This is a genomic window from Burkholderia sp. Ac-20365 (assembly GCF_017104715.1).
Taxonomy (GTDB): Bacteria; Pseudomonadota; Gammaproteobacteria; order Burkholderiales; family Burkholderiaceae; genus Paraburkholderia.
This window is the reverse complement of record NZ_JAAGPI010000013.1, coordinates 100,360-125,249: the sequence shown is the minus strand read 5'-3', so window position 1 is coordinate 125,249 and position 24,890 is coordinate 100,360. Positions and strand designations below refer to the sequence as shown.

At 58.8% G+C, this 24,890-nt stretch carries 16 protein-coding genes; 6 read left to right on the top strand and 10 right to left on the bottom strand.

Annotated features, from left to right (window positions below):
* The first annotated feature begins 247 nt into the window (after positions 1-247).
* Positions 248-994 carry a hypothetical protein gene (locus G3O01_RS23075; RefSeq protein WP_205807938.1) on the top strand — a complete coding sequence of 249 codons (747 nt, stop codon included), beginning with the start codon at positions 248-250 and terminating at the stop codon, positions 992-994.
* Positions 995-1,206: 212 nt separating this feature from the next.
* Here G3O01_RS23075 and G3O01_RS23070 read toward each other — a convergent pair whose 3' ends face one another.
* Positions 1,207-1,971 carry a hypothetical protein gene (locus tag G3O01_RS23070; protein WP_241024194.1) on the bottom strand — a complete coding sequence of 255 codons (765 nt, stop codon included), beginning with the start codon at positions 1,969-1,971 and terminating at the stop codon, positions 1,207-1,209.
* 235 nt (positions 1,972-2,206) lie between these two features.
* Between G3O01_RS23070 and G3O01_RS23065 the strand changes: the two genes are divergently transcribed.
* Complete coding sequence (locus G3O01_RS23065) at positions 2,207-2,662, top strand: RidA family protein (RefSeq protein ID WP_205807935.1); 456 nt, start codon at positions 2,207-2,209, stop codon at positions 2,660-2,662.
* A 310-nt stretch (positions 2,663-2,972) separates the two neighbouring features.
* Positions 2,973-4,652, top strand: a complete 1,680-nt coding sequence (locus G3O01_RS23060; protein WP_205807932.1) for an ATP-binding cassette domain-containing protein — start codon at positions 2,973-2,975, stop codon at positions 4,650-4,652.
* Positions 4,653-4,754: 102 nt separating this feature from the next.
* Here G3O01_RS23060 and G3O01_RS23055 read toward each other — a convergent pair whose 3' ends face one another.
* A complete protein-coding gene (locus G3O01_RS23055) occupies positions 4,755-5,879 on the bottom strand; it encodes a branched-chain amino acid ABC transporter substrate-binding protein (protein ID WP_205808210.1) in 1,125 nt (374 codons plus the stop codon).
* 316 nt (positions 5,880-6,195) lie between these two features.
* Here G3O01_RS23055 and G3O01_RS23050 point away from each other — a divergent pair, with 316 nt between their 5' ends.
* Positions 6,196-7,287 (top strand): GlxA family transcriptional regulator, encoded by a 1,092-nt coding sequence (locus tag G3O01_RS23050; RefSeq protein WP_205807917.1) that lies wholly within the window; start codon positions 6,196-6,198, stop codon positions 7,285-7,287.
* A 162-nt stretch (positions 7,288-7,449) separates the two neighbouring features.
* Entirely contained in the window at positions 7,450-8,442 is a 993-nt protein-coding gene (locus G3O01_RS23045; protein ID WP_205807914.1) for an asparaginase, read from the top strand.
* Positions 8,443-8,538: 96 nt separating this feature from the next.
* On the opposite strand, the gene G3O01_RS23040 is transcribed toward G3O01_RS23045, so the two are convergent.
* The 7 genes from G3O01_RS23040 to cysS all read right to left on the bottom strand — a co-directional run bounded on the left by G3O01_RS23040 (position 8,539) and on the right by cysS (position 20,427).
* A complete protein-coding gene (locus tag G3O01_RS23040; RefSeq protein WP_205807911.1) occupies positions 8,539-9,972 on the bottom strand; it encodes a DEAD/DEAH box helicase in 1,434 nt (477 codons plus the stop codon).
* A gap of 372 nt (positions 9,973-10,344) precedes the next feature.
* Positions 10,345-11,388, bottom strand: a complete 1,044-nt coding sequence (locus tag G3O01_RS23035) for a hypothetical protein (RefSeq protein ID WP_205807894.1) — start codon at positions 11,386-11,388, stop codon at positions 10,345-10,347.
* 82 nt (positions 11,389-11,470) lie between these two features.
* A complete protein-coding gene (locus tag G3O01_RS23030) occupies positions 11,471-12,424 on the bottom strand; it encodes an SH3 domain-containing protein (protein WP_205807891.1) in 954 nt (317 codons plus the stop codon).
* Between the two features lie 141 nt (positions 12,425-12,565).
* Positions 12,566-13,045, bottom strand: a complete 480-nt coding sequence (locus G3O01_RS23025; RefSeq protein ID WP_205807889.1) for a hypothetical protein — start codon at positions 13,043-13,045, stop codon at positions 12,566-12,568.
* A gap of 20 nt (positions 13,046-13,065) precedes the next feature.
* The gene (locus tag G3O01_RS23020; RefSeq protein WP_205807887.1) at positions 13,066-15,759 is read right to left on the bottom strand and encodes a hypothetical protein; all 2,694 of its coding nucleotides are present in this window, start codon (positions 15,757-15,759) and stop codon (positions 13,066-13,068) included.
* Between the two features lie 47 nt (positions 15,760-15,806).
* Entirely contained in the window at positions 15,807-18,317 is a 2,511-nt protein-coding gene (locus G3O01_RS23015) for a type VI secretion system Vgr family protein (RefSeq protein WP_205807884.1), read from the bottom strand.
* A 709-nt stretch (positions 18,318-19,026) separates the two neighbouring features.
* On the bottom strand, positions 19,027-20,427 hold the full coding sequence (gene cysS / locus G3O01_RS23010) for a cysteine--tRNA ligase (protein WP_205807882.1): 1,401 nt from the start codon (positions 20,425-20,427) through the stop codon (positions 19,027-19,029).
* A gap of 556 nt (positions 20,428-20,983) precedes the next feature.
* Between cysS and benC the strand changes: the two genes are divergently transcribed.
* Positions 20,984-23,836 (top strand): benzoate 1,2-dioxygenase electron transfer component BenC, encoded by a 2,853-nt coding sequence (benC, locus tag G3O01_RS23005; RefSeq protein WP_241024193.1) that lies wholly within the window; start codon positions 20,984-20,986, stop codon positions 23,834-23,836.
* Here the strand turns inward: benC and G3O01_RS23000 are convergent.
* A complete protein-coding gene (locus G3O01_RS23000) occupies positions 23,800-24,732 on the bottom strand; it encodes a helix-turn-helix domain-containing protein (RefSeq protein ID WP_205807879.1) in 933 nt (310 codons plus the stop codon). The genes benC and G3O01_RS23000 overlap by 37 nt on opposite strands.
* Between the last annotated feature and the right edge of the window lie 158 nt (positions 24,733-24,890).

Below are 24,890 nucleotides of genomic sequence, written 5' to 3'. Positions count from 1 at the left end.
CCGGGTGTGCCTGTCGTAAATGTCAATGATAGGGATTGTCAACGGTTCAGAGGTCCACGTCGAGTGACCGCTTCTAGCCGCACTGGGTCTGACGGCGATCCATCGCGCTCTCATGGTCAATCTAAATCGAAGTTCTAACGGATGTCGTGAACCGTTCTTTTGTAGCGGCGATCTTAAGTTTTTCGCGAACGTTCCGATAAAACACGGGCAGACGAATAATCGGTAACGCGGTTGAACGGGATGATTGATGCAAGTTAAATCGAAACTCTTGAGCCTTGGTGCGATCGTGGCGCTCAGCGTCCTCGCAGGTTGCGCGGCAGAACCGCGCGCTGAGGTTGATGCAGGAAAGCTTCGTACAGTTCGCACGGTAACGGTCGTGTATCCCGGGAAGACGGTATATAGCGGCGGGCGCGCTCAAATGCCGCTTCTAATGACTGGCGGCGGACTGATCGGTGCGGCGCTCACGGGAACTGTAACCGGCCTCGCAAATGCCAGCACCGCCAAACAGAATCGACTCGCGTTTGACGATGTTGTCACGGCAAAATTAGGTGACACAAAACTGAACCGCCGATTCACCGACGGCATTGAAGCCTCGCTGCGTACCCACGGCTATGTTGTCAATGAAGTCGACGCCTCCACACCCTCCCTCCCCACCTTTTCGCGTGATGAACATAACCGGTGGCACGCAAGCGGCCCGGTCTACCCGGGGAGCGACGCGGTGCTCTTGATACGCGTGTCGCCGGCATATAGCTCTGGCGGCCCGATGAGCGCCTATACGCGTTTGATCGTCGGCGAAGTTGATATGTTTTCTGGCGATACGCACGAAGTGCTTCTCCGGCAGCACGTCTATTGGATGAAGACTATAGATCCGTACACCTACCACTTTATGGACGACATCGTGGCTGATCTTCCTCACGCAATCAGCGGGCTCGACGAGGGCATGATGGCGCAGGTGGACGTCTTCAGTAAGTCATTAGACAGTATTCAGCCTTGACGTCGGGAGCATAGCTGGAGGTTGGCGGCGCCTCGCTCGACACTCAACTTCCAGAGGCGACCCGGCTGTTCAGTTCGAGTGACATGCATGAAACTCGTCGACGATCGTGACGTGATTGTCAAAACTCCGTTCATGCCCGCACTGCTGACGATCCAGGTAGCGACGTCGACTAACCGTTCCTGGCCGATAGCTGGCCATCTATGCCCGAGTCCTCACTCCGCCGGTAACTCCAATTCGTGCAAAATTCGCTTTTCATAGGTCCGCCAGTCTTGCCCGGAATTCTCAATTGCGAGCTTGGATAAAGGCAGTTCCTGAAACAGCCCGTCGGTCAGTCGGCGGTAATCGCGGTAAAGGGAAATCAGCCCGTCAAGGCCCACGAAACCTTTCCGAAGGCAGTATGGAGCAGCAAGCTTCCAGTTGACCTGATAGTCGATCCACTCGGCTCCGCGATCTGTGCAAACCTTTCTGACGGCCGCTTCGACATCTTCCTGCCAAAGGTAGATCACGAACGGATTCAGCGAGGCGATGACTGCCATCAGCTTCCGGATGTAGTCCGCAATCAGCGTGACATCGGCCTCCATCAGGAGCAGATTCGTCAGGTCTCCGTGAAAGAGTTGGCCGTCCAGAACAGGAATTTCACCCTTTGATTCCGTGTGCCTGGCGAACGCGGTCCATCTTGCCAAGGCGCGGTCTGCGAGATCCTCGGGCGTCGTATCCTTCCACGGCTCAAACCAGTGTTCGAGTTCGTCCGTCGCACGCACTGGATGCGGGTCGGTCCTTTCGTGAACAGGCAGCGCCGGTCTCCCTGCCTCGTGCAAGTGCTTCGAAATGAATCGCATAGTCGTTGACTTGCCCGATCCCATGATCCCCTCGACGATCACCAACCGGTGGACATTGGAGGGCTCTGCGATGCAAGATTTCGACAGACTTATCATGGTCAGCGTGCGGTCGCGGTTCGTGTAGAGAATAGCCAGCATCCGAACGTACGGTCCGGATTGTCAACGAATACCGCTCAGATGCCGAATGTCCCCCATTCGCCAATCCACGCTAACGTAAAACGGAAAACGTGGTCGACCATCGATCAGTGCGTCGTGCACCAGTCGACCCTGAACTACCGATTAGCGTACTTTACAGTGGACTTTCGGACCCATTGCGCCGGACAGAATTGACCAAGTTACTCTATTGTTTCCATCACATCAGTCTGAGCCGAACATGAACGTATCCGAACGCCTTGCACAAGCGGGCCTCAAATTGCCGCCGCCCATCGACCCGCTCGGTTCTTATCGAACGGTCTCCATTTCGGGGAGTCAACTCTATGTCTCGGGTCTCGGGCCCTTCGAGGACGGCAAGCCAATCGTCGGAACAGTCGGCGGCGATGTGTCTCTGGAAAGGGCTCAGCACGCAGCGCGCCTGACGATGCTCATGATCCTGGCCTGCGTTGATCAGGCATGCGGGCTCGACAACGTCGAGAGATGCAGCCGACTGACAGTCTACGTGCGTGCTGAACAGTCGTTCACCCAGCATCCGCAAGTCGCCAATGGCGCCAGTGACCTCTTGCTGACATTGTTCGGGCAAGACAAGCTTCCGGCTCGAAGTGCGCTTGGCGTGCATACGTTGCCGATGGGTATCCCGGTTGAGATCGACAGCATCTTCGAATTGAAACGATGAAGATGGGCCGATTCACTCGATACCTCGCCTTGCGGGACAGCTACGACCGCCCATCCGTTTCGGCCCTGTTTAGAGATCGGGTACCGACGCGGGAGTGCAAAGTTTGAGTCAGCCTTGATCGCGATTGTCGACGATCCTGGGGTTGACGTTGAACGACCGAAGCAGGAACGCCCGGTGCGCCCGTGCCCGCCTCGCTTTGCGGCCGGTGGGCACCGCAAGGCGCCAGTGCGCTATTCACATGTGCGGCCAGAAAAAAACAGCCCTGCGCACCGGTCGGCTATCATGCCTGTCCTCTCCGAAGTAGCCTCTTATGATTTCCGTCCGTAATCTCACGCTGCGCCGCGGCGTTAATGTCGTACTCGACAACGCGTCCATTACCTTCACGCCCGGCGAAAAAATTGGTCTTGTCGGCCGCAATGGCGCCGGCAAATCGTCCTTCTTCGCCCTTCTCAACGGCACGCTGCACGAAGATAGCGGCGAATTCTCGATTCCCGCTGCGTGGAAGATGGGCCAGGTCGCGCAGGAGATGCCGGAAACCGAGCAGAACGCGACCGACTTCGTAGTCGAGGGTGACACCGTGCTGCTGGCCGCGCAGGCCGAAGTAGCCGCCGCTGAGGCCAGTGATGACGGTATGCGTATGGCGCACGCCTACATGGACCTGCACGACGCTGGTGCACACGATGCCCCCGCCCGTGCCCAGGCGCTGATCCTCGGCCTTGGCTTCAGTGAGGCGCAGCTGAGCCAGCCGGTCAACAGTTTCTCCGGCGGCTGGCGCATGCGACTGCAACTGGCGCGCGCGCTCATGTGCCCGTCCGACCTGTTGCTGCTCGACGAACCGACCAATCACCTCGACCTCGACGCGCTGGTGTGGCTGGAAGCGTGGCTCAAGCGCTATCAGGGAACCCTGGTAGTGATCAGCCACGATCGCGAATTCCTCGACGCGGTAACGCAGGTGACGGTACACGTCGACAACGCCAGGCTCGTACGTTACGGCGGCAACTACAGCAAGTTCGAAGAGATGCGCGCTGAGCAGCTCGTGTTGCAGCAGGCCGCGATGGCCAGGCAGGCGGACAAGATTGCCCATCTGCAGAAATTCATCGACCGTTTCAAGGCCAAGGCCTCGAAGGCGAAGCAGGCGCAGAGTCGGGTCAAGGCGCTCGAACGCATGGAGAAGATCGCACCCGTGCTTGCCGACGCAGAGTTCAGCTTCGAGTTCAAGGAACCGCTCAACGTACCGAATCCGCTGTTGTCAATGCTGGACGCGAGCTTCGGCTATCCGGCGCCGACCGACGCATTGCCCGGTACGCCGCCCACGGTCATCGTGCGGGGCATTAACCGATCCGTACTGGCCGGGCAGCGCATCGGCATCCTCGGTGCCAACGGCCAGGGCAAGTCCACGCTGGTGAAAACGGTGGCGCACGCACTGGCGCCGATTGCTGGCGAAATCAGCGAAGGCAAAGGCCTCAACATCGGCTACTTCGCACAGCAGGAACTCGACGTGCTGCGTCCGCTCGACACGCCGCTGGAACACATGATCCGCCTTGCCAGAGACACGCCGCCGCACATGCGCGCGCCCGGCCAGAGTGGCACCGAACAATCGCTTCGCACCTTCCTCGGCACCTTCAACTTCAGTGGCGACATGGTCCATCAGGCGGTCAGCACGATGAGCGGCGGCGAAAAGGCGCGGCTCGTGTTGTGCATGATCGTGTGGCAGCGCCCCAATCTGCTGCTGCTCGACGAGCCTACCAACCACCTCGACCTGGCCACACGCGAAGCGCTAGGCATGGCGCTCAACGAATTCGAAGGCACGGTGATGCTGGTCAGTCACGATCGGGCCCTGTTGCGCGCCGTATGTGATGAATTCTGGCTCGTCACCAAGGGTGGCGTCGAGCCCTTCGACGGCGATCTGGATGATTACCAGCAGTTCCTGCGCGACGAAGCCCGTCGCATGCGCGAGCAGGCGGCCGGGGAGCAGAAGGTCATCGCCTGAGTTACCCGCTGTTCGCCTTCGCGCTTTGACATATGCAGTTAAGCAGGCACCCCACCAGATATCACTCTCGTGGGGTTTTCTTTGCATCATCGTGACTCGCGCTTACTTCTCCACAACACCAAGCAGCGCCTGCTTCCCGTCGACGTACTTGTAAAGCGAAATCACTCCGTGCTTCAAATCCCCCTTCGAATCGAACTGCGTTACGCCGAGCACACCGTGGTAATCGGTGGCTGGCATCGCTGCCAGAATCTTTGCCGGCTCGATTGATTGCGCGCGCTTCATCGCATCGACGATAACGCCTACCGCGTCGTACGCAAAAGGCGAATTCAACACCGGCGCGTAGCCAAATCGCTTCTTGTACCGATCGACAAAGGCCGGCCCTTCGGCCATTTTCAGCAGCGGCGCACCGGCAATCGAACAGATCACGTTATCGGCCGCTTCGCCCGCGAGTTTGGCGAGATCGTCGGCGCACAGGCCATCGCCCGCCAGCACCTTCGCGGTGATACCGAGTTGCTTTGCCTGCTTGGCAAACGGGCCGCCCGTGCCATCCAGGCCGCCGTACATGATCACATCCGGCTTTTCTCCCTTGATCTTCGTGAGAATCGCGCGGAAATCGACGGCCTTGTCGGTGCTCGCGTCATGCGACAGCACCGTGATGCCGTTCGCCTTCGCCTGCTTCTCGAACTCGACAGCCAGCCCCTGACCATAAGCAGTCGAATCATCGACTATCGCTACCGTCCTGACCTTGAGTGTTTTCGCCGCGTAATCGGCTAGCGTCGGACCTTGCTGCGCGTCAGTGGCGACGACGCGATACGCAGTCTTGAACCCTTGCAGGGTGTACGCCGGATTCGTCGCGGATGGCGATACCTGCACGATCCCCGCATCGTTGTAGATCTTCGACGCAGGGATTGTCGAACCGGACTGCATGTGCCCGACCACCGCGACGACCTTGTCGTCAGCGAGTTTCTGCGCCACCTGCGTCGCCTGGCGCGGATCGCCGGCATCGTCCTGGGCGTCGAACACCAGTGTCACTTTCCGCCCGTCGATCACGAGGCCTTTCTGGTTGATCTCCTCGATCGCGAGGCGCGCGCCGTTCTCGGTATCCTTGCCCAGATACGAAGCCGGCCCCGTCACGGGCGCGGCTTCGCCGATCTTTACCATCTCGTCGGCATGGGCGACGCTTGTCGCAGCGAGCGTCAATGTTCCCAGAATACCGACAGCCGCCATGCCGCGACTCAAAGCTGTGCTTGTGCTCATGCTTCACCCGAAAAGTAATTGTGGTTGGACACGACAAACGGCCCACGCCGTCTGTCGACCGGGTACACAAGCCGCATGCGCTTCAATGCGCTCCAGTCCCGCTTCCGCGGGATCGTTCGCACTCGCAGCGCGGCGTCATCCGCCGGCAGTTCGAAATTTATGCAGCCAGAATGCGGCGGCATTGAACCGATTTGCCGAAAAATAGAAGAATTGCGGCAGGCGCCCGGGAAGGTCGAAGCGTCGCCCGCGACCGTATAATTCCGACGAACCACCCGCGAGATTGCGCATGCCGACCGCTGCCCCTCCTTCGAACGTTTCCCAATCCGTGGCGCAAACGGCACATGAACTGGTCGAGCAACTGGACGCGCTGCCGCGCACGCTTCAGACGCGTTCAAGCCGTTCAGAAGCGGAACTGAGCGTCGGGATCCTTCTATGGCCCCGCTTTCCCATGCTGTCGCTCGCCGGGCTATGCGATGCACTGCGCCACGCAGCGGATCGCGGCGACCAGAGCCGCCAGTTGCGCTGCCTGTGGACCATCGTCGGCGTGCAAGGCGAATCGGTTGAAGCGAGTTGCGGCATTCCTGTGCAGGCACAGTCCGCCTTTCCCGATCTCGCGCAATTCGACTATCTGGTCGTCATCGGCGGGCTGCTGCCGGAACTCGATCACGTCGACCGTCGGTACTGGGCCTATCTGAAACTGGCCGCGCACGAAGGCATTCCACTTGTCGGGCTGTGCACCGGAAGCTTCGTGCTCGCGCGAGCCGGTCTGATGGAAGATCACGTCGCCTGCGTGCACAGTTTTCATCTCGAAGACTATCGCCGCATGTTTCCCGCGTTGCGCGTGATCACGCACGCGGATTACATGATCGACGGCAATCGCATCACGTGCGCGGGCGGGATATCCGTTGTCGAACTCGCAGCGCGCCTGATCAGCCTGCATTGCGGACCGGATCGCGCCTCGAAAGTGATCCATCAGATGACCGTGAGCCGTCAGGGCGGCTCTTCGTTCGTCGAGCGGCGCGCGGCGCTCGGCTATCTCTCGGTCGGCGACGCGACCGTGCGCCACGCGGTGCTGCTGATGGAAGAGAACCTCGAAGCGCCGCTGAACATCGCCGTCATCGCGAAGATGATCGGGACCAGCGTACGCAATCTCGAGCGCGCATTCATGGCGGAGATGGACACATCGCCAAACGAGTTCTATCGACGCATGCGGCTGCGTTACGCGCGCTGGCTGCTCGTCAACACGGCCCGCAAAATCACCGACATCGCATACGAGTGTGGCTTCGCGGACTCCGCGCATTTCATTCGCGTGTTCCGCGAAGCGTATGGTGTCACGCCCGGCAAACTGCGCGCGTCGCGAACCACCAGCGCTGGCTGAGCGCGCCGTGCCTGCGTCCACCCTGTCTGCGCCAGTCTCTGTCGCGTTTCTTCTACTTTCCGGCAGATCGATGCAATTCCTCGGCTTCATGCCGAACTACAGTCGCATCAACGGGTGAGCCGCGTTTGAGCGGCACCTTTCCTCAAACCTGATCGAACCCGCATGACCGCAAAGCCCAACATCCTGGTGATCGGCACAGGCGGCACCATTGCCGGCCAGGGCAAAGCCGCTATCAACACATCCGCCTATCTGTGCTCGGTGCTGGGTATCGATGAGATTCTCGACACACTGCCTCAGGCCAAAGCGCTGGCCAACCTGCGCTCGGAGCAGTTGTTGCAAACCGGCTCCGAGAACTTCACCAGCGAACATCTGCTTGCAATCGGCAAGCGCGCCGCCGATGCGCTGGCCCGGCAGGATGTCGACGGCATAGTGATCACGCACGGGACCGACACGATCGAGGAAACCGCGTATTTTCTGCATCTCACGCTCAAGAGCGCAAAACCGGTGGTCGTGGTCGGGTCAATGCGCCCGCCATCGGCGATGAGTTCAGATGCGTTGCTCAATCTCTACGATGCGATCGCGGTGGCCGCGCATCCGTCGTCGCGCGGCATCGGTACGCTGGTTGTCGCCAACAGCGAAATCCATACCGCGCGCGACGTCGTCAAGAGCAACAGCTTCAAGCTCGATGCATTCAGTTCGCCCTACGGTGCGCTTGGTTGGGTGATCGAAGGCGTTCCGCATTACTACCGTCGCCCGGCCCGGGCGCATACCCTGGACACGCCGTGGTATGCCGACACGCTTGCCACATTGCCCAAGGTCGAGATTGTCTACGGCTACGGTGCACTCGAGGCCGCTGCAATCGAAGCGATTGCAGCGAACGCTCGCGGGTTGATCTTTGCAGGCACCGGCAATGGCAATATCGCCAGTCATCTGCTCGGGCCGTTGCGAAACGCCGCGCGGCGCGGCATGCATGTGGTGCGTGCGTCGCGTACGGGCAATGGCATCGTGTTACGCAACGGCGCGCAACCCGATGACGAATATGGCTGGCTGACCGTCGACGATCAGATTCCGCAGAAAGCCAGGCTTCTTCTTATGCTCGCACTCACGCAGGCTGCGGACACGAACGTATTGCAAGCGGTCTTCCATCGATACTGAAAGGCTGTCCTCTGACGGGATAACCTTTCATGCATGGCATTACCGATGACCAAACCGCCAGCCTGTTCCAGGACTGGCGTTACTCATCCCCACGAATCAGGGTTGGCGTTTGCCGCGGCCACCAGCGGGTTTGCCAGCCGGCTTGCGTGAACTCGTAGCGGGCTTGCTAGCTGGTTTGCTTCGTGGCTTCTGCACGCTGAACGGGCTACCGCTGGAAAAGTTAGTGTCGTTACCCGTGGCCGTAGTGCGCTGCGCCGCAGGCTTGTGTTTGTTTTCGCCACCTTGCGGGCGCGGCTTTTTGCTGGGCGCCTGCGTAGCTTGCGGCACTTTTGGCTTCTTGGGCTTTTTCGGCTTCTTGATGATCTGCCCCGTCTCGCTGGTTTGCGGCACGCGGTGTTCGGCCTCAAAACCCGGCTCTTCTTCGCGAGGCAGCGTTTGCCGGATCAGCGCTTCAATCGCGGCCAGTTGCGGCGCTTCATCGGCACACACAAGGGACACCGCCACACCGCTGGCACCCGCGCGGCCCGTCCGGCCGATTCGGTGCACATAGTCTTGCGCCACAATCGGCAGATCGACGTTGATCACCAGCGGCAGATCGTCGATATCCAGCCCGCGCGCAGCCACGTCGGTGGCGACCAGCATACTGACTTCGCGCATCTTGAAGCGCTCCAGCGCACGCATGCGCGCGGGCTGCGGTTTGTCGCCGTGGATGGTGTCGACCGCATAGCCCGCCTCCTCCAGCATGGCCGCCAGGTAATCCACGCCATTGCGGGTTTTGACGAACACCAGCGCGTGCTCCCAGTTGTTCTCAGCCACAAGGTGCATGAAAAGTTCGGGCTTGTTTCTTTTATCCACCGGCACTACCCACTGGCGGATCTTGCTGGCCGTGGCATTGGGTGGGCTGACGCTGATATCGACCGGGCTGCGCAGAATGCTCGCCGACATGGCGCGGATATCGTCAGTGAACGTGGCGGAGAACAGCAGGGTCTGGCGCTGCGCGGGCAAGGCCGCAAAGACCGCGTTGAGTTCACGCGCGAAGCCAAGGTCGAGCATGCGATCGGCCTCATCCAGCACCAGCGTTTGCACCTGATCAAACTGCACTGCGTTCTGGCGATTGAGATCCAGCAAACGGCCGGGCGTGGCAACGAGCACATCCACGCCTTTGCGCAACTTCATCATCTGCGGGTTGATGCTCACACCGCCGTAGGCGGCCAGAAATCGCAAGTCGAGGCCTTTGCCGTACGCGACGAAGCTTTGCAGCACCTGTTCGGCCAGTTCACGCGTGGGCACCAGCACCAGAACACGCGCGCGGTTGCTGGACACCGCCGGGCCGTGTTGCACCAGTCGTTGCAACAATGGCAGCGCAAAACCCGCCGTTTTGCCAGTTCCGGTTTGTGCCGCGGCCATGACGTCCTTGCCACTGAGCACAGCAGGAATTGCCTTGATCTGCACCGGCGTAGGCGTCTGGTAATTGAGATCCTGCACGTTACGCAGCAAGGGATCGATCAGGCCAAGAGAGGCAAAAGACATGAGCGTGGTCCGGGCTAAAACCGCAATTCTAGCGGTTAGCGCGATGGTTGGGCCGTGGGGATATGGGGGCGAGGAGATTGAGGTTAATCGCCGATGGAAGGGTAGCGGTGTTGGGTATCGCGCTGGCACGCTCCGTTACGAGACACAGGTTCTCTGGATGGAGGGTGGAATCCGGCGTGCGATGAAGGAGTTCTGTCGACCCGAAACGGACAATGAGATTGCTCGACAGCGGACACTCAATCGACGGACGCTTGAATAGCGTTTTGATCCCATATCGGGCCGAATCGGTGCGCAACATGTGCCTGGATGTCTGCCATTCGGACGCTAGCAATACGAGTCGTGTCGTATATCTCGCTCAAATTACGGAGCACTTTACGGCTCGATCGTCAGTTGATCGGATTTGATCCAACGAAGCAGATGCTTCCCAGAAGCGTTGACGTAGTCCACATAGGCCCAACCGGACGGCGACTGCTTCAATACCGATACTCTATCGTTTTTGACCAGATAGGCGCGTCCCGCGCTGGCATCATCCGGGGCGTTATAAAGTGTCGCTCTTTGCACCGATATGGTCGCGGCCTGATTCCCGATTTTCGCGGCAGATGAAACTGGCGTGCCGACGATATCAATGTCCGCTTTTGAAAGCCCGTCGTCTATCAGTCGAGCATCGTTTCGCGCGCCTGCTGCATGCAAAGCGGCCGTAATCCCCTGATACGCCCCGCGATTGGCCGCCGACGGCGGATCGCAACGCAGGAGATTTCCGGCGCCCGAGTCGTTGCTAATGAGTAACCTAGGTGGCTGACCAGCACGGATAAACCGCATCAGCCGGCTGGCCGATGGACGGTCTTCCTTCAACATCAGGTTCGTCTGGTCGTCGTTTCCCCACTGCGCGGGCTGGCCCGCACGCCAGCCCGCTCCGCATATCTCACCAGTTTGATCCGCTGTAATACAGCCCGTGCGAATCTCGATGGCAGAACAGTATTCCCGGCTCGCACCAGACTCCGTTTGTGCAGGCCCCGACGAAACCGATCCCGACTCGATTCGTTCTATGACGACATATTGGCCAGAAGGAGAGATATTGCTGTCATGCGGAGGTTGCATTAACGCACCGGGCGCTGTCGGATCGCCGGCTTTTGGCAAGACGCTGAACGTCGTGCCGTTCGGGAAATAGAAGATGGCCTGCTGCCATGCACGCCGGGCTAACGGGGCTTGAGGATTCGTCGCCTTGCCATACAGAATTGCCCCTCCGCCCGGCAACGCAAAACGGAATGTGGACGACGGAGCGGCGGCAAGCGCTGATTCGGCAGTACCGCCGATTAGCATCAAGGCTATGGCAAACGCCGCGCCGGTAGATACAGTGTGCATGCTAGAAGAGCGGATGCGAAGTGGCAGAACATGAGTGTCTATGAACTCTTTCAATCGCTTTTCCTATGCTCAATCTTCTTGAGGCGCACTCAGATAAGCACAAAGGTTGCAATCAAGGGCACCTCCACGAAGTTAGTTATCGGTCGATGTTCGGTCGCTCCAGCCATGCTTCGATAGGTTCCTTCCCCGCGCGGTTATAGCGAACTCTCACCCAATCCGGCTTCTGTTCGCCAATAATGACAACGCGATCGCCGCGGATGAGATAGCCGCGACGGTTGCTTCCTACTGAAGGCCGCTCGTAGAGCCATGCTCGGTCGGCCTGCACCGTCGATACCCTCAACGCATCAGCATCGGCTGGCATAGCTCTGGTGGAGGCGGGCGTCGAGTGGTTCCCGGCAGAGGATGCGTCGCCCAGCGCGGCCTGTATTTGCGCGTAATACCGTGCGTTTGCTGCGCTCGGCGGATCACATGCTCGAAGATTGTCCAGACCCAACGCGACGCGCAAGAATGGCTTGATATTCGTTGCTTTGGCCTGGCTGAATTGAGTCCATACGGCTCGCGCCGTCGGCTTTTCCAGCGCTTTCATCGATTGCGAGTCCGTTTTGCCTGAGTCGAGCTGGCTGCGCCATATCGTCTCTTTGTCATCCCATGCGCCACCGCAAACAGCGCCAGAATAGTCACGCGCGACACACCCAGTCACGGTGTCCAGGATCGGACAGAATTCACGACTTGCCACAGTAGGCTTACCATCTTCGGTTTCCGTCACTCCGTTACGCGTGAGATCGAGTACGACATAGCGTCCATCGTGCGAGCGCGCTCTCACGCCAACGGTCGAAAAGATGACGCCTCCCTCGGAAGTGAGCGTTTCGTCCGGGATGATCGGAAGCGTGCTGCCGTCGGGGCGGGTGATCGTGAGGCGCGTCCAACCGGGCCCGAACGTGCGGTTCAGTTCCGGCGATACGGGCGCGGAATAAACGAGTTGCGCGTGATTGGGGAAATCGATCTCCTGCTGGTTATCCTGCGCACACCATGCCTGTTGGGAAACCAGAAAAGCTGAAAACAGCAAAGTGATTCGTGCTGGGTCGCTCATATCTGATAGCGCACATCGTACAGCGCGTGCCGATCGCCAGTTGATCCGATTCGGACGATCGAAGCAGACGCCTGCAGGAAGCATCGAAACGGTCCAAATGACTGTAGGACCGGCTGCCGCTACTTCGTGCAGAAACATCATTCAGTGAATATCAACCTTCGACACAGGCACTTCATTGACTCCATCGAAAATTTTGTTCGAAAAACTCTTGTATCTCGAAGCCGTACATTCCTGATCAAATATTACTTTTCCATTCTTCGATACGTAGATCTCGCCTGGCGAAACAGAGGAAACGACATACGTGTAAGCTCCTTTCGAGAATTTCAAATGCAGCCCACGAATACTGCCTTCGGAGACGTCGGTGATCTTGACTGTGCTTGCAGGAGGAACATTCTGACCAGGAAATGCGAAAACATTGTCCTTGCTACCGTATCGATATTGCACGTAGCCCCGATTAGGGGCAGTGTTGTCCTTTGCGCATACGGAGACAGTCTTTTGATTTTCTAGCGGACAACTGAAATAAATCTCTTCCCCGTCGTTGCAAAGTGTCTGTTCATTCTGAGAAGTCTGATCCTGCCCATTCGCCACGTCATATTTAACGAGCGACAGCAGAGTAATCATTAGAATTCGTGCTATCCACATTACTTCAGTCCTCCCCAATTGTGAATCGACGCGAAATTATTTCGGCGATCCACGATGTCGTTCATATTCTCCGGATTGATCGGGTGACCAGGCTGATGCTTGAAAAGTCCGGGATTTATCGCTCGCGTGATGTTATCGACATCGTCTTCGGCTGCGCCATGATCGGCCGTTTCGTACATTCTGTTATTGATCCAATACGCCGCGGCCGATCTCACGGCGTATTTGACCTCGCCGACCAGCGCGTAATCTACCAGAAAGTTCAGATTGGCCTCGCCGGCCCAGCCACTTGAATTCTGTCGGTGCCATTCGGTAAACAATCGATATTGAGTTTGACCCGTAATCTGGATCAAGCCTCTGCCTCGGTACTTCCACCCATCACCGCTTGCGATGTCTCCATTACCATTTCTGCGCTCATACGCGCGGTTCGCAATTGCTTGCTCATCGGCGGGATGCTCAGCAGTACGTCCGTACAAATCAGCCTCGTCAGGATGTGCCTGGAAATAGCTAAATTTCAGTTTCAAACGGTCAGGCGGATAATTAAGGCTTTCACCATCGTGAACACCCAACGACGGTCCTGCCTCACGGCGAATTTGTGCGAAGAAGTGCTCGCGTCTTAGTGGCTTGTCGAGTTTAAACAAATCGATATTCGTATTCAATTCCGTCATAGCTGCTTGCAGCGTCGCAACACTTGCGCTCGGGAAAATGTGCTGCATCATCGCGAGCGTAAACTGGAAGTTGGTACGGCGGAAATTCCCCACGAGACCAAGAGGATGCAAATGGTAAACGTTAGCGCTCGTTGACCATCCACTCACACCGCTGATCCCACTCCAAAATCGCAGCACATCAATCCGCGTCTTCTCAGACTGCCACACTGGCAGCCCTGCATGCATATGCGAATCGAGCGCATCCCACTTGCTCATCTCCCCGCCCCATTCGCTTTCGTATCGTACGACCAGATGATCGATCCGATCCGCGAGCCAAGGCTTGCCGAGCGCCATCTGCAATTCGTGTGCGGTGATCTTGCCATCGCGCTGCCCCTGAGCGTCGATCGCGTCTTCAAGCTTGCGAATGGTTTCGTCGGAGCGCGCATTCGCGAATGAGCCCTCGAATTGCGCGATCTCGTCCGGCGTGCCGCTGTCTGCGATATAGAGCGCGCGTGCAAACATGTCGGAAACCGACGTTTGCAGATTCAGGACATCGAATCCCGGCCAGTCCCAGGGACTTTTCAGCTCAACGAGAGGATGCCCGTGATCGCAAACCCAGCCATTGACTTCGGCATTGTGCTCGTCGGCGATGCTCACTGCGTGCCACGTCTTGTTCTCAGCCTCGACACAACTTTGTGCCGATGCGGTGCTCACCACGCGTGTCCAGGCTGCCGCCGCGCCGGCCGCCGCTTGCAGGATCAAGGGAAACTGGCTCCACGCCGGCCGATCCTGATTGCCTTGCGGATCAGAACGTGCAATCCAGAGCGCCTGATTATTGATCGGCTGTCCGTTCGCGTTTACCTGCAAGACCTTCCGCCATGGACCGCTGGCTGGCGAGCCCGGGGCGTCCTTGACGGATACTCCGTGCGGGATCGATGAACTGGGCAAAGACGGCTGCACCAGCTTTGCGCCTTTCGAAATCAGCAAGAGATTGCGGGATTTCGGATCGAGTTGCTGCGCCCGTGCGCGGCTGCGCGAAATGAAAGCGTTGATGTCGTCGCCCGTTAAGACCTCGACATGGAGCAGTGGTCGTTCACTTTGTTTGGGCGGCAAGGTATGATGCGCCCGCGCTTCCACGAGCCGCTGGTATTCGCCGACAAGCGCAATCGTCTCGCCTGCGGCGATCGCGTGAGGCTTCGGCAGGACATGGATCTGATCCACCGCAGACGGCTGGCTTTGCTTGTCCAGCTCGCCCAGGAAAACCCATCCTGTCGCTGCATCCGCCGGCAAGGCAGCACCTTCCTTATAAGACTGAACCGCACCCGACACCAAACTCGCGATCTTGCCCCACGAGCCGTGTTTCTGGCCAACCTTGATCTTCGTGTCGCGCGCCAGCCAACCTGAAACAGCACTGCCAGCCGTATGCGATGCGCGCACTCGCAGACCGGGCTGGTTGTGATCCTCGGAACCAGCGGCGTTCTTGCGAGGATCGTTTGCGTTGTTGCCCACCGTATAAATGTCTGTCGCGCCATAGTAGGCGGGCAGAGCCTTCGCCGCACCGTAACCATCGAGCGGCAGCGTATGCATATAAAGGCTGAAGAACGTCAAAACGTCTTCGGCAGGTGTGCTTGTGTTCTGCGTCGGTGCACCGTTCGCCGTATTCGCCGGCTGCGCCGAAGGCGTGGACGGCGCGGGAGGCTTTGGCAACACGAGCCGATGCCGCACCAGCGTGAACCCGCTCGAGTATCCAGCCTTGGACCCGTCAGGATAGGCGAGCTCCTGCAGCTTCGAATTGAGGCGATATGCGACGACTTCACCGTCCGCAATACACTTGACCCCGGCATCCTGATCGAACTTGCCAGCTGTGCCGTTTCCGAAATGGATGCCACCGTGCCATAGCCCGTTTGCACCGATTGGATAGAAGCCATCTTCCGATGCACTGAGCGCGCTCAGATACTCTTCGAGAGCGGGCTGCGCACCGGGGTTCTTCAATGAAAACGGATACGCCCAATTCTCGACTTGCGACGGCTTGTCCTGTTGCTGCGCCACTAGCTATCCTTTATTCAGTTCGTTTTTTACGGGACGCCCCATCGTCGTCACCCCGAAAAGTCTATCGACCGCTTCGGCTCGCTGTTAGTCCACGACGGGAACTTCTCGTCAAGCCGGACGGGCCCGTTGAAGCCGTGCTGAGCGCCCTTCACATCGATCGCGCCGGGTGCGTGAATCTCGATGTTGCCGTCTTTCAGCCGGATGTATGCGCCACCCGAAGTCAGCAGGATCTCCTGTTTCGCCACGCCTTCGATCGTCTGTGTCGCCGAGATGAGTTTGACGGACTTTTGCGCAGTCACTTCGATGTTGTCGTCGTGCGCCTGAATCTCGACCTTGCCTTGGCCCGCGAACAGTTTCATGCCCGCATTTTGCGCGAAGAGGCTGAGCTTTTGCGCGATGCTCGCTATCAGCGACTTACCCGTTGCCACATGAACACTTTGACCGGCAACCAGATTGATCTGTTCGTTGGCTGCAATATGCGTCGATTGCTGCGTCGACAACGCGATGCCCGCGGGGCTGGCCATCAGCATGACGGGCTCGCTGAACGCATTTGCGCTACCCGTGCCACCCCCAGCCGTGTTGCCGCCGCTCGCACTCGCGCCCGTTGCGCTCGATAGCGTTGCCTTTGCGAAATCCTTCAGGGCGTTCTGGCCGTCTAAAAACGATTCGGCCTGATGGGTCTCGCTCGCTTGCGAGAGCGCATCCAGTACGCTCTGCGCGTTGGTGATCTGCGTGTGTGCTTCACTTACGTCGAGTTGCTGACTTGTAGCGCTCTTCGCGTGCGTGCTGACGTAAATGCCCTGGCCTGCCCGGATCGCGCCATACGCATCCGAGTTCAGATCAAAACCACTGCCCAGGTAGCCGCCTCTTTCATTCCCGTTCTGCGCAATCAGATAACCCATATGCAGATATGAATTCGCGCTGCTGCTATAAAGCTGAAGGCGGTTCTGCTCAGTCGCATCATCCATCACCATCTGGTTGTATCCACTACCTCCGAACTCCTTCGACCGATACCCAGACAGCAAACCATTCGAATGCCACTGCGGCTGCGTCGCACCGTTATAAACACGTGCAACCACAATCGGCCGGTCGCAATCGCCATCGACGTAATCAACGAGTACTTCTTCCCCCACGCGCGGCAGATGCACACCGCCATAACCGCCCCCCGAATCCGACTGCACAACGCGCAGCCAGCACGACGCCCGTTCGTCGCCGCTATTAAGCCGGTCCCAGATGAAGCGCACCTTGATGCGATTCAGTTCGTCGGTATAAACCTCTTCGTTTTGCAGACCAACGACAATCGCCGATTCAAGCTGCACATCCGGCTTCGCGTGCTCGAACGGACTGCGATACGGCACTGTCGTTCGCTGCGCCTCGATATCGACACGATAGAAGCCTTGCGATCCATCGCTGATCAACACGCTTGGCGCAGAACGCAGACCCGCAACTGCCTGCTGAAGACTATGCGGGAACACCGGTGCATCGCTGCTGACAGGCAGATTGTTCTCGATCGCCCAGACGGTTTCGATCACGGCAAATTCCCTCTGATCGGCTGCATCGCGATCGTGATCGGGATGGCCGCTCAATGTGAAGCGCTGTCCGGCATCGATACCGCGCATACCGCCGACACCATGGAAGCGCTTCGCTCGCGACTCCCACTCTTCCACACGGATGCGCGAAAGCTGATCGCCGCGATCCTGCTCGCCGTAGGTATAAGCACCGGTATATTCGTACACCTCTGCCTGCGCCGGCAATGCGCCCTGTGACGGCATCGTCGGCACGCTGGTGCCCTTCGGGTTATAGACACCGGTGGGGCTTTTATAGTCGAACGTGCGCGTCGTCAGCAGCGCGCTTTGCAACGTGCGCGTACCCGACCATTGTGTGAGCGCATCCGTTTCGCTGTTCGTTCCAGCACGGTAGAAGCTCACCGTTTTCGGCGACGTGGGCTTGAATGACGACAGATTGTCTGCGATCACCAGCGTATGTGACTTGCCGTCCTCTGCCTGCTGCCAGAAACCATAAAGACCTTCCGATTCCAGCAATCGATGCACGAAGTTCCAGTCGTACTCGTCCTGCCGACAATACGAACGCGTAGGCAACTGCCGGGAGAGTGCAAACTGAAATCGTCCTTGAGCCTGAGGATGAGCATTGAAAACATCACTGACGATTTCTTCGACGCTCACGTCCTGCCAGATACGCTGATCGCGCCTGAACTTGAGGAAGTGCATCCACGACGCAAAGCCGATCTGATAGCTCGTTAGCGTGCTATCCGAACCGAGCCGGCGTGCGGTATGGACAAAGCCGTTATGCGGCAAATAGGACTTATCGGACTGCTGGATCCAGAGCGTAACGGGCTGCGCGATCAGTTTCTTGAGTTCGATGTTCGACGACATCGAAACGACGTCCAGGGTGAACTCGAAGTGTCGCCCGACGCGCGAGTTGCCGACCACTCGTTGCGGCACGAGTACATCGCTGCCGAGCAGTGTATCCAGTTTCAGCAGCCGGTCGCCCTGTGCAAGACGACCTGTGATGGCCGCGATAACGTCCTGCGCCCCCATAACGCCTCTTTTTATCCGTTACTATTTAACCCGCGCGATTCTACAAGAATAAAACGAATAAACCATTGGCCGGATTTTAAAAAATCTTTAAATGGAAATCGAAAAAGGTTAAATATGCCTCGGGCATTTAGAATGCGTGAAATTTTTACTTGTTATTCACGCGCCCGGTAACGCATGCCGAATATTTTCGTATTGATCGCGGCTAAGGGATGCATTGCGGCGAATCAAGCCGCCCGCACCCCATAAGCTCTCAGAGCCGATTCGATCTGTTGCGACTCGGCCGTCACCGGATATAACCAGTAGCTCAGCGCAACAATCGACTCGATAGACACAACGTCGATAACGAATATCGTCGAGAAGGGAAACTTCGGTCCAACCAGATCAACGAGAGGGCGCGCAAGTGATTCGAAATTGCCGTCGCAGTTTGCGGCAAGACGGGCTTTACCTTTTATCTTGAAGCCTTTTCTGAACGAAAGGGTCGACGAAGCTCACGCATACCGCAGTGTTCGATGTAATGTTTTTCACACTGCGACTCGCAAAATTGTCGTCGAATCATCCCGTCGCGTCTAATGCCTCTTATTGGCCGGATCCGAAAGTTCGAAGACAAGCGTCGCACCCACCGCAGAGCAGTGCCAAATTTCCATATCCGCCCTTGAACCGCGAATCGATCCCATCCAGACCGACCACTCAGTTGCCGCCCATTCAGCAATCAATAACCTACGCCCGATATCTGTCGAGTTCCAATAAGACGTTGCCCCTCTTTACCATCCTCAACTCTCCAGCCTCGCGCACTTAACATATCCCGTATCTCATCAGATCTTGCCCAGTCCTTTTCCGCTCTGGCCTGCTCGCGCTCGCCAAGCAACGTGCGGATGTCCTCGGGAATGTCGGACTCCAACGGTTTCCAGTCGCGAAGCCTCAAACCCAGCACCGAATCAAAGCTGTCCACGGTCGCTCGCAAGGTCGCCGGCGGCAGAGGGCTCTTGACGAGTTCCCAAAGCACGGCCAGCGCCCGAGGCAGATTCAGATCATCGTTCACTTCCACATCAAAGCGCGCGGCAAAGTCTGCATCGACGCAACCACCGTCTGGCCAGCCGAAATACAGATGCCGCAGCCGGTTCAAGGCGGTCTGCGCGGCATCGAGCGATGCCCAACTGAAACGAAGCTCGCTTCGGTAATGTGCGGTCATGCACAGGTACCGGTACGCGACGGGATCGATATTCCTGCCCTGCAAGGTCTGGAGACGAATGAAGTCGCCGCCCGACTTGGACATCTTTGCGTTGGCATCGAGCGTCAGAAAGTGACCGTGCATCCAGAAGTTCGCCAGCCTCGTGCCGTGGGCGGCCTGCGTCTGTGCAATCTCATTGCTGTGATGTACCGCAATATGGTCTTCGCCACCGCAATGAAGATCGAACCAGTTGCCGAGGTACCTGGCCGACATGGCCGAGCACTCGATATGCCAGCCCGGAAATCCGCGTCCCCATGGGCTATCCCATTCCATCTGACGCGTAATGCCAGCCGGACTGAACTTCCATAACGCAAAATCCGTGATGTTCCTCTTGCTGCCCACGGCGACGCGCTTGCCTGCCTGAAGGCCGCCTCGATCGAGCCGGGCCAGGAAGCCGTAGTCGTCCTGCTTGCTCGTGTCGAAATATAGACCGTCATCGGTTCGATACACGTAGCCCGCGCGTTCCAGTTCGCCGATGAACGCAATCTGTTCAGCAATGTGATCCGTCGCGCGGCACCACACCGTCGGCTCCAGAAGGTTAAGCGCCCGCCACTCTGCGACGAGGGCTTCGGTGTAGCGCCGCGCAATCGTCCACGCCGACTCTCCGGCCCGTCGGCTGCCCTTTTCCATCTTGTCCTCGCCTTCGTCAGCATCCGAAGTCAGATGGCCGACGTCGGTGATATTGACCACATGCCGAACGTCATAGCCGTTGCGCATTAGCACACGACGCAGCGTGTCCTCGAACACGTAGGTTCTCAGATTGCCGATATGGGCATAGTCATAGACCGTGGGGCCGCAGCAATACATGCCGACCTTGCCGGGTTGGATAGATTCGAACGGGCGCACGGTGCGCGACCAGGTGTCATATAGCGCGAGCGGCATTGCGTTTCTCTGTCCGGAAAGTATTGGGACAAAACAAAAAGGCCGCCAGTTTTGCAACGGGCGGCCAGAAGGCAATTGAATCGACGTGTAGCGATAACGCTAGACGCAGCTTCCCCCTGGCATGTTCTGACAACATGCGTCGACCAGCAGAGAGAGGGATTGGCTGAGATTAAGCATAAGGTCCATGCTAGCGTCTGTTGACTGGGCAGGTCAACACTGTCGGAATTTTTCTCAAAGCTAAAACGTCGGGCAATCGGGAGGAATGCGCATGCTCGTGCGACTCGTCCAGAGGTTGCGAAGCCCGGCGACAAAGAGACCACCAAGTTGTAACACCGACGACATCCAGATCACCACATTCCTCCAGCATCGACCACGATGCACGTTTTGTCCGGGTTAACGTCGTCTCTGTCCATTGAGGGGAACGTGGCGCAGGCTCTAAATTGGCGCCATTAAACCCACCTGGCGCTCGCGAGAAACAAGGCTTCCTCGCGCTCGCCCCGCCCAACAAATCGCCATCGAAGCGGTACGTTGGCGCGGCTCTAGAGGAGACACCCCGATGGCCCATCAGATAACCCTTCGTTTCGAGGACGGAGTGACCCGCTTTATCGAGTGCGAGGAGAACGAGCGCATCACCGATGCCGCCATTCGCGCCAAAATCAATATTCCACTCGATTGCCGCGATGGTGTGTGCGGCACCTGCAAGGCGGTCTGCGAGTCCGGCGAGTACGTTCTGGGCGACTGCGTGGAAGAGGCACTTAGCCCGGAGGAGGCAGCCGCCCGCAGGATTCTCACCTGTCAGACGAGCCCGCGTTCCGACTGTGTGATCCAGATCGCCACGAACTCCGATGTCTCGGGTACCGGTCCGTCCTCTCACAGTGGGCGGATCGTCGCCTGCCAACGCGCGTCAGACACCACGATCGCCTTCTCGGTCGAACTCGAGAACCGCGCGGATCTCAGCTTCCTTCCGGGGCAGTATGTCAACATCCGGGTGCCCGGTACCGATCAGACACGCTCCTACTCGTTCAGCTCAGGGCCGTCCGAGCCGCATCTGTCCTTCCTTGTGCGCAACGTGCGTCAAGGGATGATGTCGACCTGGCTTTGCGAAACCGCCAAACCAGGCGACCCAATCGAGTTTCGCGGCCCGATGGGAAGCTTCTACCTTCGCCCCATCGAGCGGCCGGTGCTGTTTCTGGCGGGTGGCACGGGCCTCGCGCCGTTCCTCTCGATGCTGGACCAGATCGTCGAGGACGGCGGCAGTCCGTACCCGATCCACATGATCCTGGGCGTGAACAGCGATGAGGATCTGGTTGGCATCGACCGGCTCGACATGTACGCGCAGCGCCTGCCGAACTTCACCTACGCCTGCACCGTCTCCAGTTCCGACAGTGCTTATCCCAACAAGGGCTATGTGACTCACCACATCGCCGCCTCGCAGCTCAACGGCGGCGACGCGGATGTCTACCTCTGCGGCCCGCCGCCGATGGTCGATGCGGTACGCAGCTTTCTCTCGTCCGAGGGGCTGACGCCGCGCAATTTCTACTACGAGAAGTTTGCAGGCACTGGCCTCGTGGTCCAGACCGGCGAGGAGCGCATCGCGCCCGTCGATGTCGATGAAGCCTTCGAACTGCGCATGGTCCTCGAACTGGGTGCAGCCCAGCTGACCATGGGCCGGTTGTCGAGCGAGCAATTGATCACCTTCCGCCAGCTCGCCGAGGCGACAGCGCCGTTCGTGTCAGGGCGGCGCTTCACCGACGTTGCACGCTACATTGAGGCAAATCACGCTTTCCATATGTTCACGATCGAGGCTTCCGGGAACAGCCAGTTGATCGCGCTCTACCGGCAACTCGCCGTGCAGGACCATATCGCTCGCGCCTTGACGGACCAGGTCGAGATGGTCGGCGATATCGTCCAGCAGCACCGGGACATTGTCGCCGCCTTCGAACTGGGCGACCTGAGCGCGGTACGGGACCTGATTGCACGCCATGCACTCCATTCAAAGGCCACGATGAGCCGGGCGCTGGAGCGCATGTCGCCAGGCAAGACGGCATCAGTTGCTGCAGCGTCTCGCTCTCTTCCGCCTGCTGTGCCGGCGAGCGCGCCGCAGGTCTGCCCGTTCACGGCCAGCACCCTGCCGCCCTATTCTCACGACCTGGACTGGCCCGAGGGCCTGGAGCCGTTCAAGGTGGTCGATGACGGCTCGCAAGGCGACCCTTACGACCACTACCGCTGGATGCGCGAGCATGCGCCCGTGTTGCGTTGCCAGTCGACGACTTCGGACGTTTGGTTCCTCTCGCGCTACGACGATGTCTATCAGGCAATCCGCAACCCGAAGCTGTTCTCCTCCGAGGTCGTCAGCCCGCCGCCGCTGACGTTCCTGACGCTGTTCGATGCACCCGACCATTCGCGCTTGCGCAAGGTCGTCCAGCCGTCTTTCCTGCCGCTGGCGCTCGATCCTTTTATCGAACAGATCGCGCAAAGAGCGGAAGACCTGCTCGACGCGATGATCGCCAGAGGCGGCGGTGATGTCGTCGACGATTTCGCGATCCCGCTCAGCATTTCGACCATCTCCACGATGATCGACGTGCCGAACGAGGATGAGGAAAAGATGAAGTTCTGGTCGGACGAGACCTTTAGCTACTTCGGCCGTCTCGCACGCAATGCGCCGGGGACCGGCACCGACGAGCAGAGCGCGCAGGCTTTCTTCGCTTATCTGAAGGAGGCGATGGAGCGGCTTGCTCTCACCGGCAGCCAGTCGATCGGCGGGCATATCGCGCGCATGTGGAAGGACGGGCTGCTTTCGGAAAAAGAAGCGAAGGAGTTATGCGCCTTCGTCTTCATCGCCGGGCATGACACGACGACTATCCTTGTCGCCAACGCTTTTCGCATGTTCGCCGAGCAGCCGGATCTGCTCGGACGTATCCGCGAAACGCCCGCCGACGCCGAACGTTTCGTCGAAGAAGTGGCGCGCTATCGCGGTACCGTCCAGCGCGTGAGCCGCATCACCACCGAGGCGACCACCGTCGCGGGTGTTGATCTGCCCAAGGGCTCGGTGGTGCGACTGCTGCTGTCGGCTGCGAATCGCGACAGCCGCAAGTTTGCCGAAGGCGAAATATTCGATATCGACCGAGATTCCAGCGGCCACCTGGGTTTCGGCAACGGCATGCACAAATGCCTTGGCGCGCCGCTTGCCAGGCTGGAGACGCTGATCGCGACGAAGGCTCTGGCGCGCAAGGTTGGCTATATCGCGCTTGACTCGGCACGGCCGATCCAGTATGTGCGGGGCAACAACCTGACCAACTCCGGGCCGGAACATCTGTTCGTGAAGCTGGGCGGGGTTATCGGCCTCAACCCGACGGCGATGGCGACGTCGAGTCAGCCCGTTTGTCCCTTTGGAGGCGGCGGCGATTGATCGCGGGCAGCAGAGCGGTATTCGGTTGGCCGGAGTCCCGTCTGCTTGCGAAAGAAGCGACCGAAATAGGCCTCGTCCTGAAAGCCGAGTTCACTCGCGATCTGCTTCACGCTGAGCGTCGAATAACCGAGCAGCCGCTTGGCCTCGTGGATCGAGCGTGCATCGATTGCCTCGATTGCCGAGACGCCGAACGTGGCACGACAGATACGGGAGAGCTGGCCGGTGGTCACGCCCATTTCATCGGCGTAACTGGCGACCGGCCTGCGCTCGCGACAATGGCGGTCCAGCAGGGCGCGGAACCGCTCGATCCGCGCTGCCATGGTCCGCTGCTCGGAACTGGCTGAAAGCCGGGCGCTCTCGCTGAGACGCCCGATCTTGACGAACAGGGTGATGGTCAATGCTGCGCCGGCTGTGAATTGCCAGCGCTCGTGGTTCGCCGCTTCGTGACCAATCGACTGAAACAGGGTGTCCAGCGGCGTGCCGCGCTCAGCGTTGGGATCGATTGACAGCACCGTCGGCGTACGGATGAATTCCAGCAGCTCGGGCGCGGCCGTCATCGCCAGCGATTCCAGCGCAGACTGCGCGGCGGTGATGACGTGACCGTCGATGTCGCTGCGAAAGTGAAAGCCGTGGACCGAGCGCGCCGGCACGACGATCAGGCATGGCGCAACGACCGCCCAGGTCTTACCGTCGATGAAAGTCTCGCCACCCCCGCCGGTGACGTAGAGCACCTGGATCAGCGCATCATGGACGTGCGGCTTGATATCGAAGTCGAAACGGCCGGCACGATGGGGAATGCGCTCGTAATGCACCATGTCGACCAGGGATGGGTCGACTTCCGCGCCGTAGAGCGCGAAATGCTGAACAGTCCGGCGGCGCTGCGGGTCATGAGCCATGATGCACGCTATGTCCTGCTATATGTGATCTCCGTTTATTGTTTCATAGGCGCCTGACGCCTTCAATGGCGAGACACGTTTCAGAAAATGCAATCGCACCGACATTTTTAGCAAGGCTAAGCAGATGGGATAGAAGCTTGAAAATCGCGCAGTTTCCC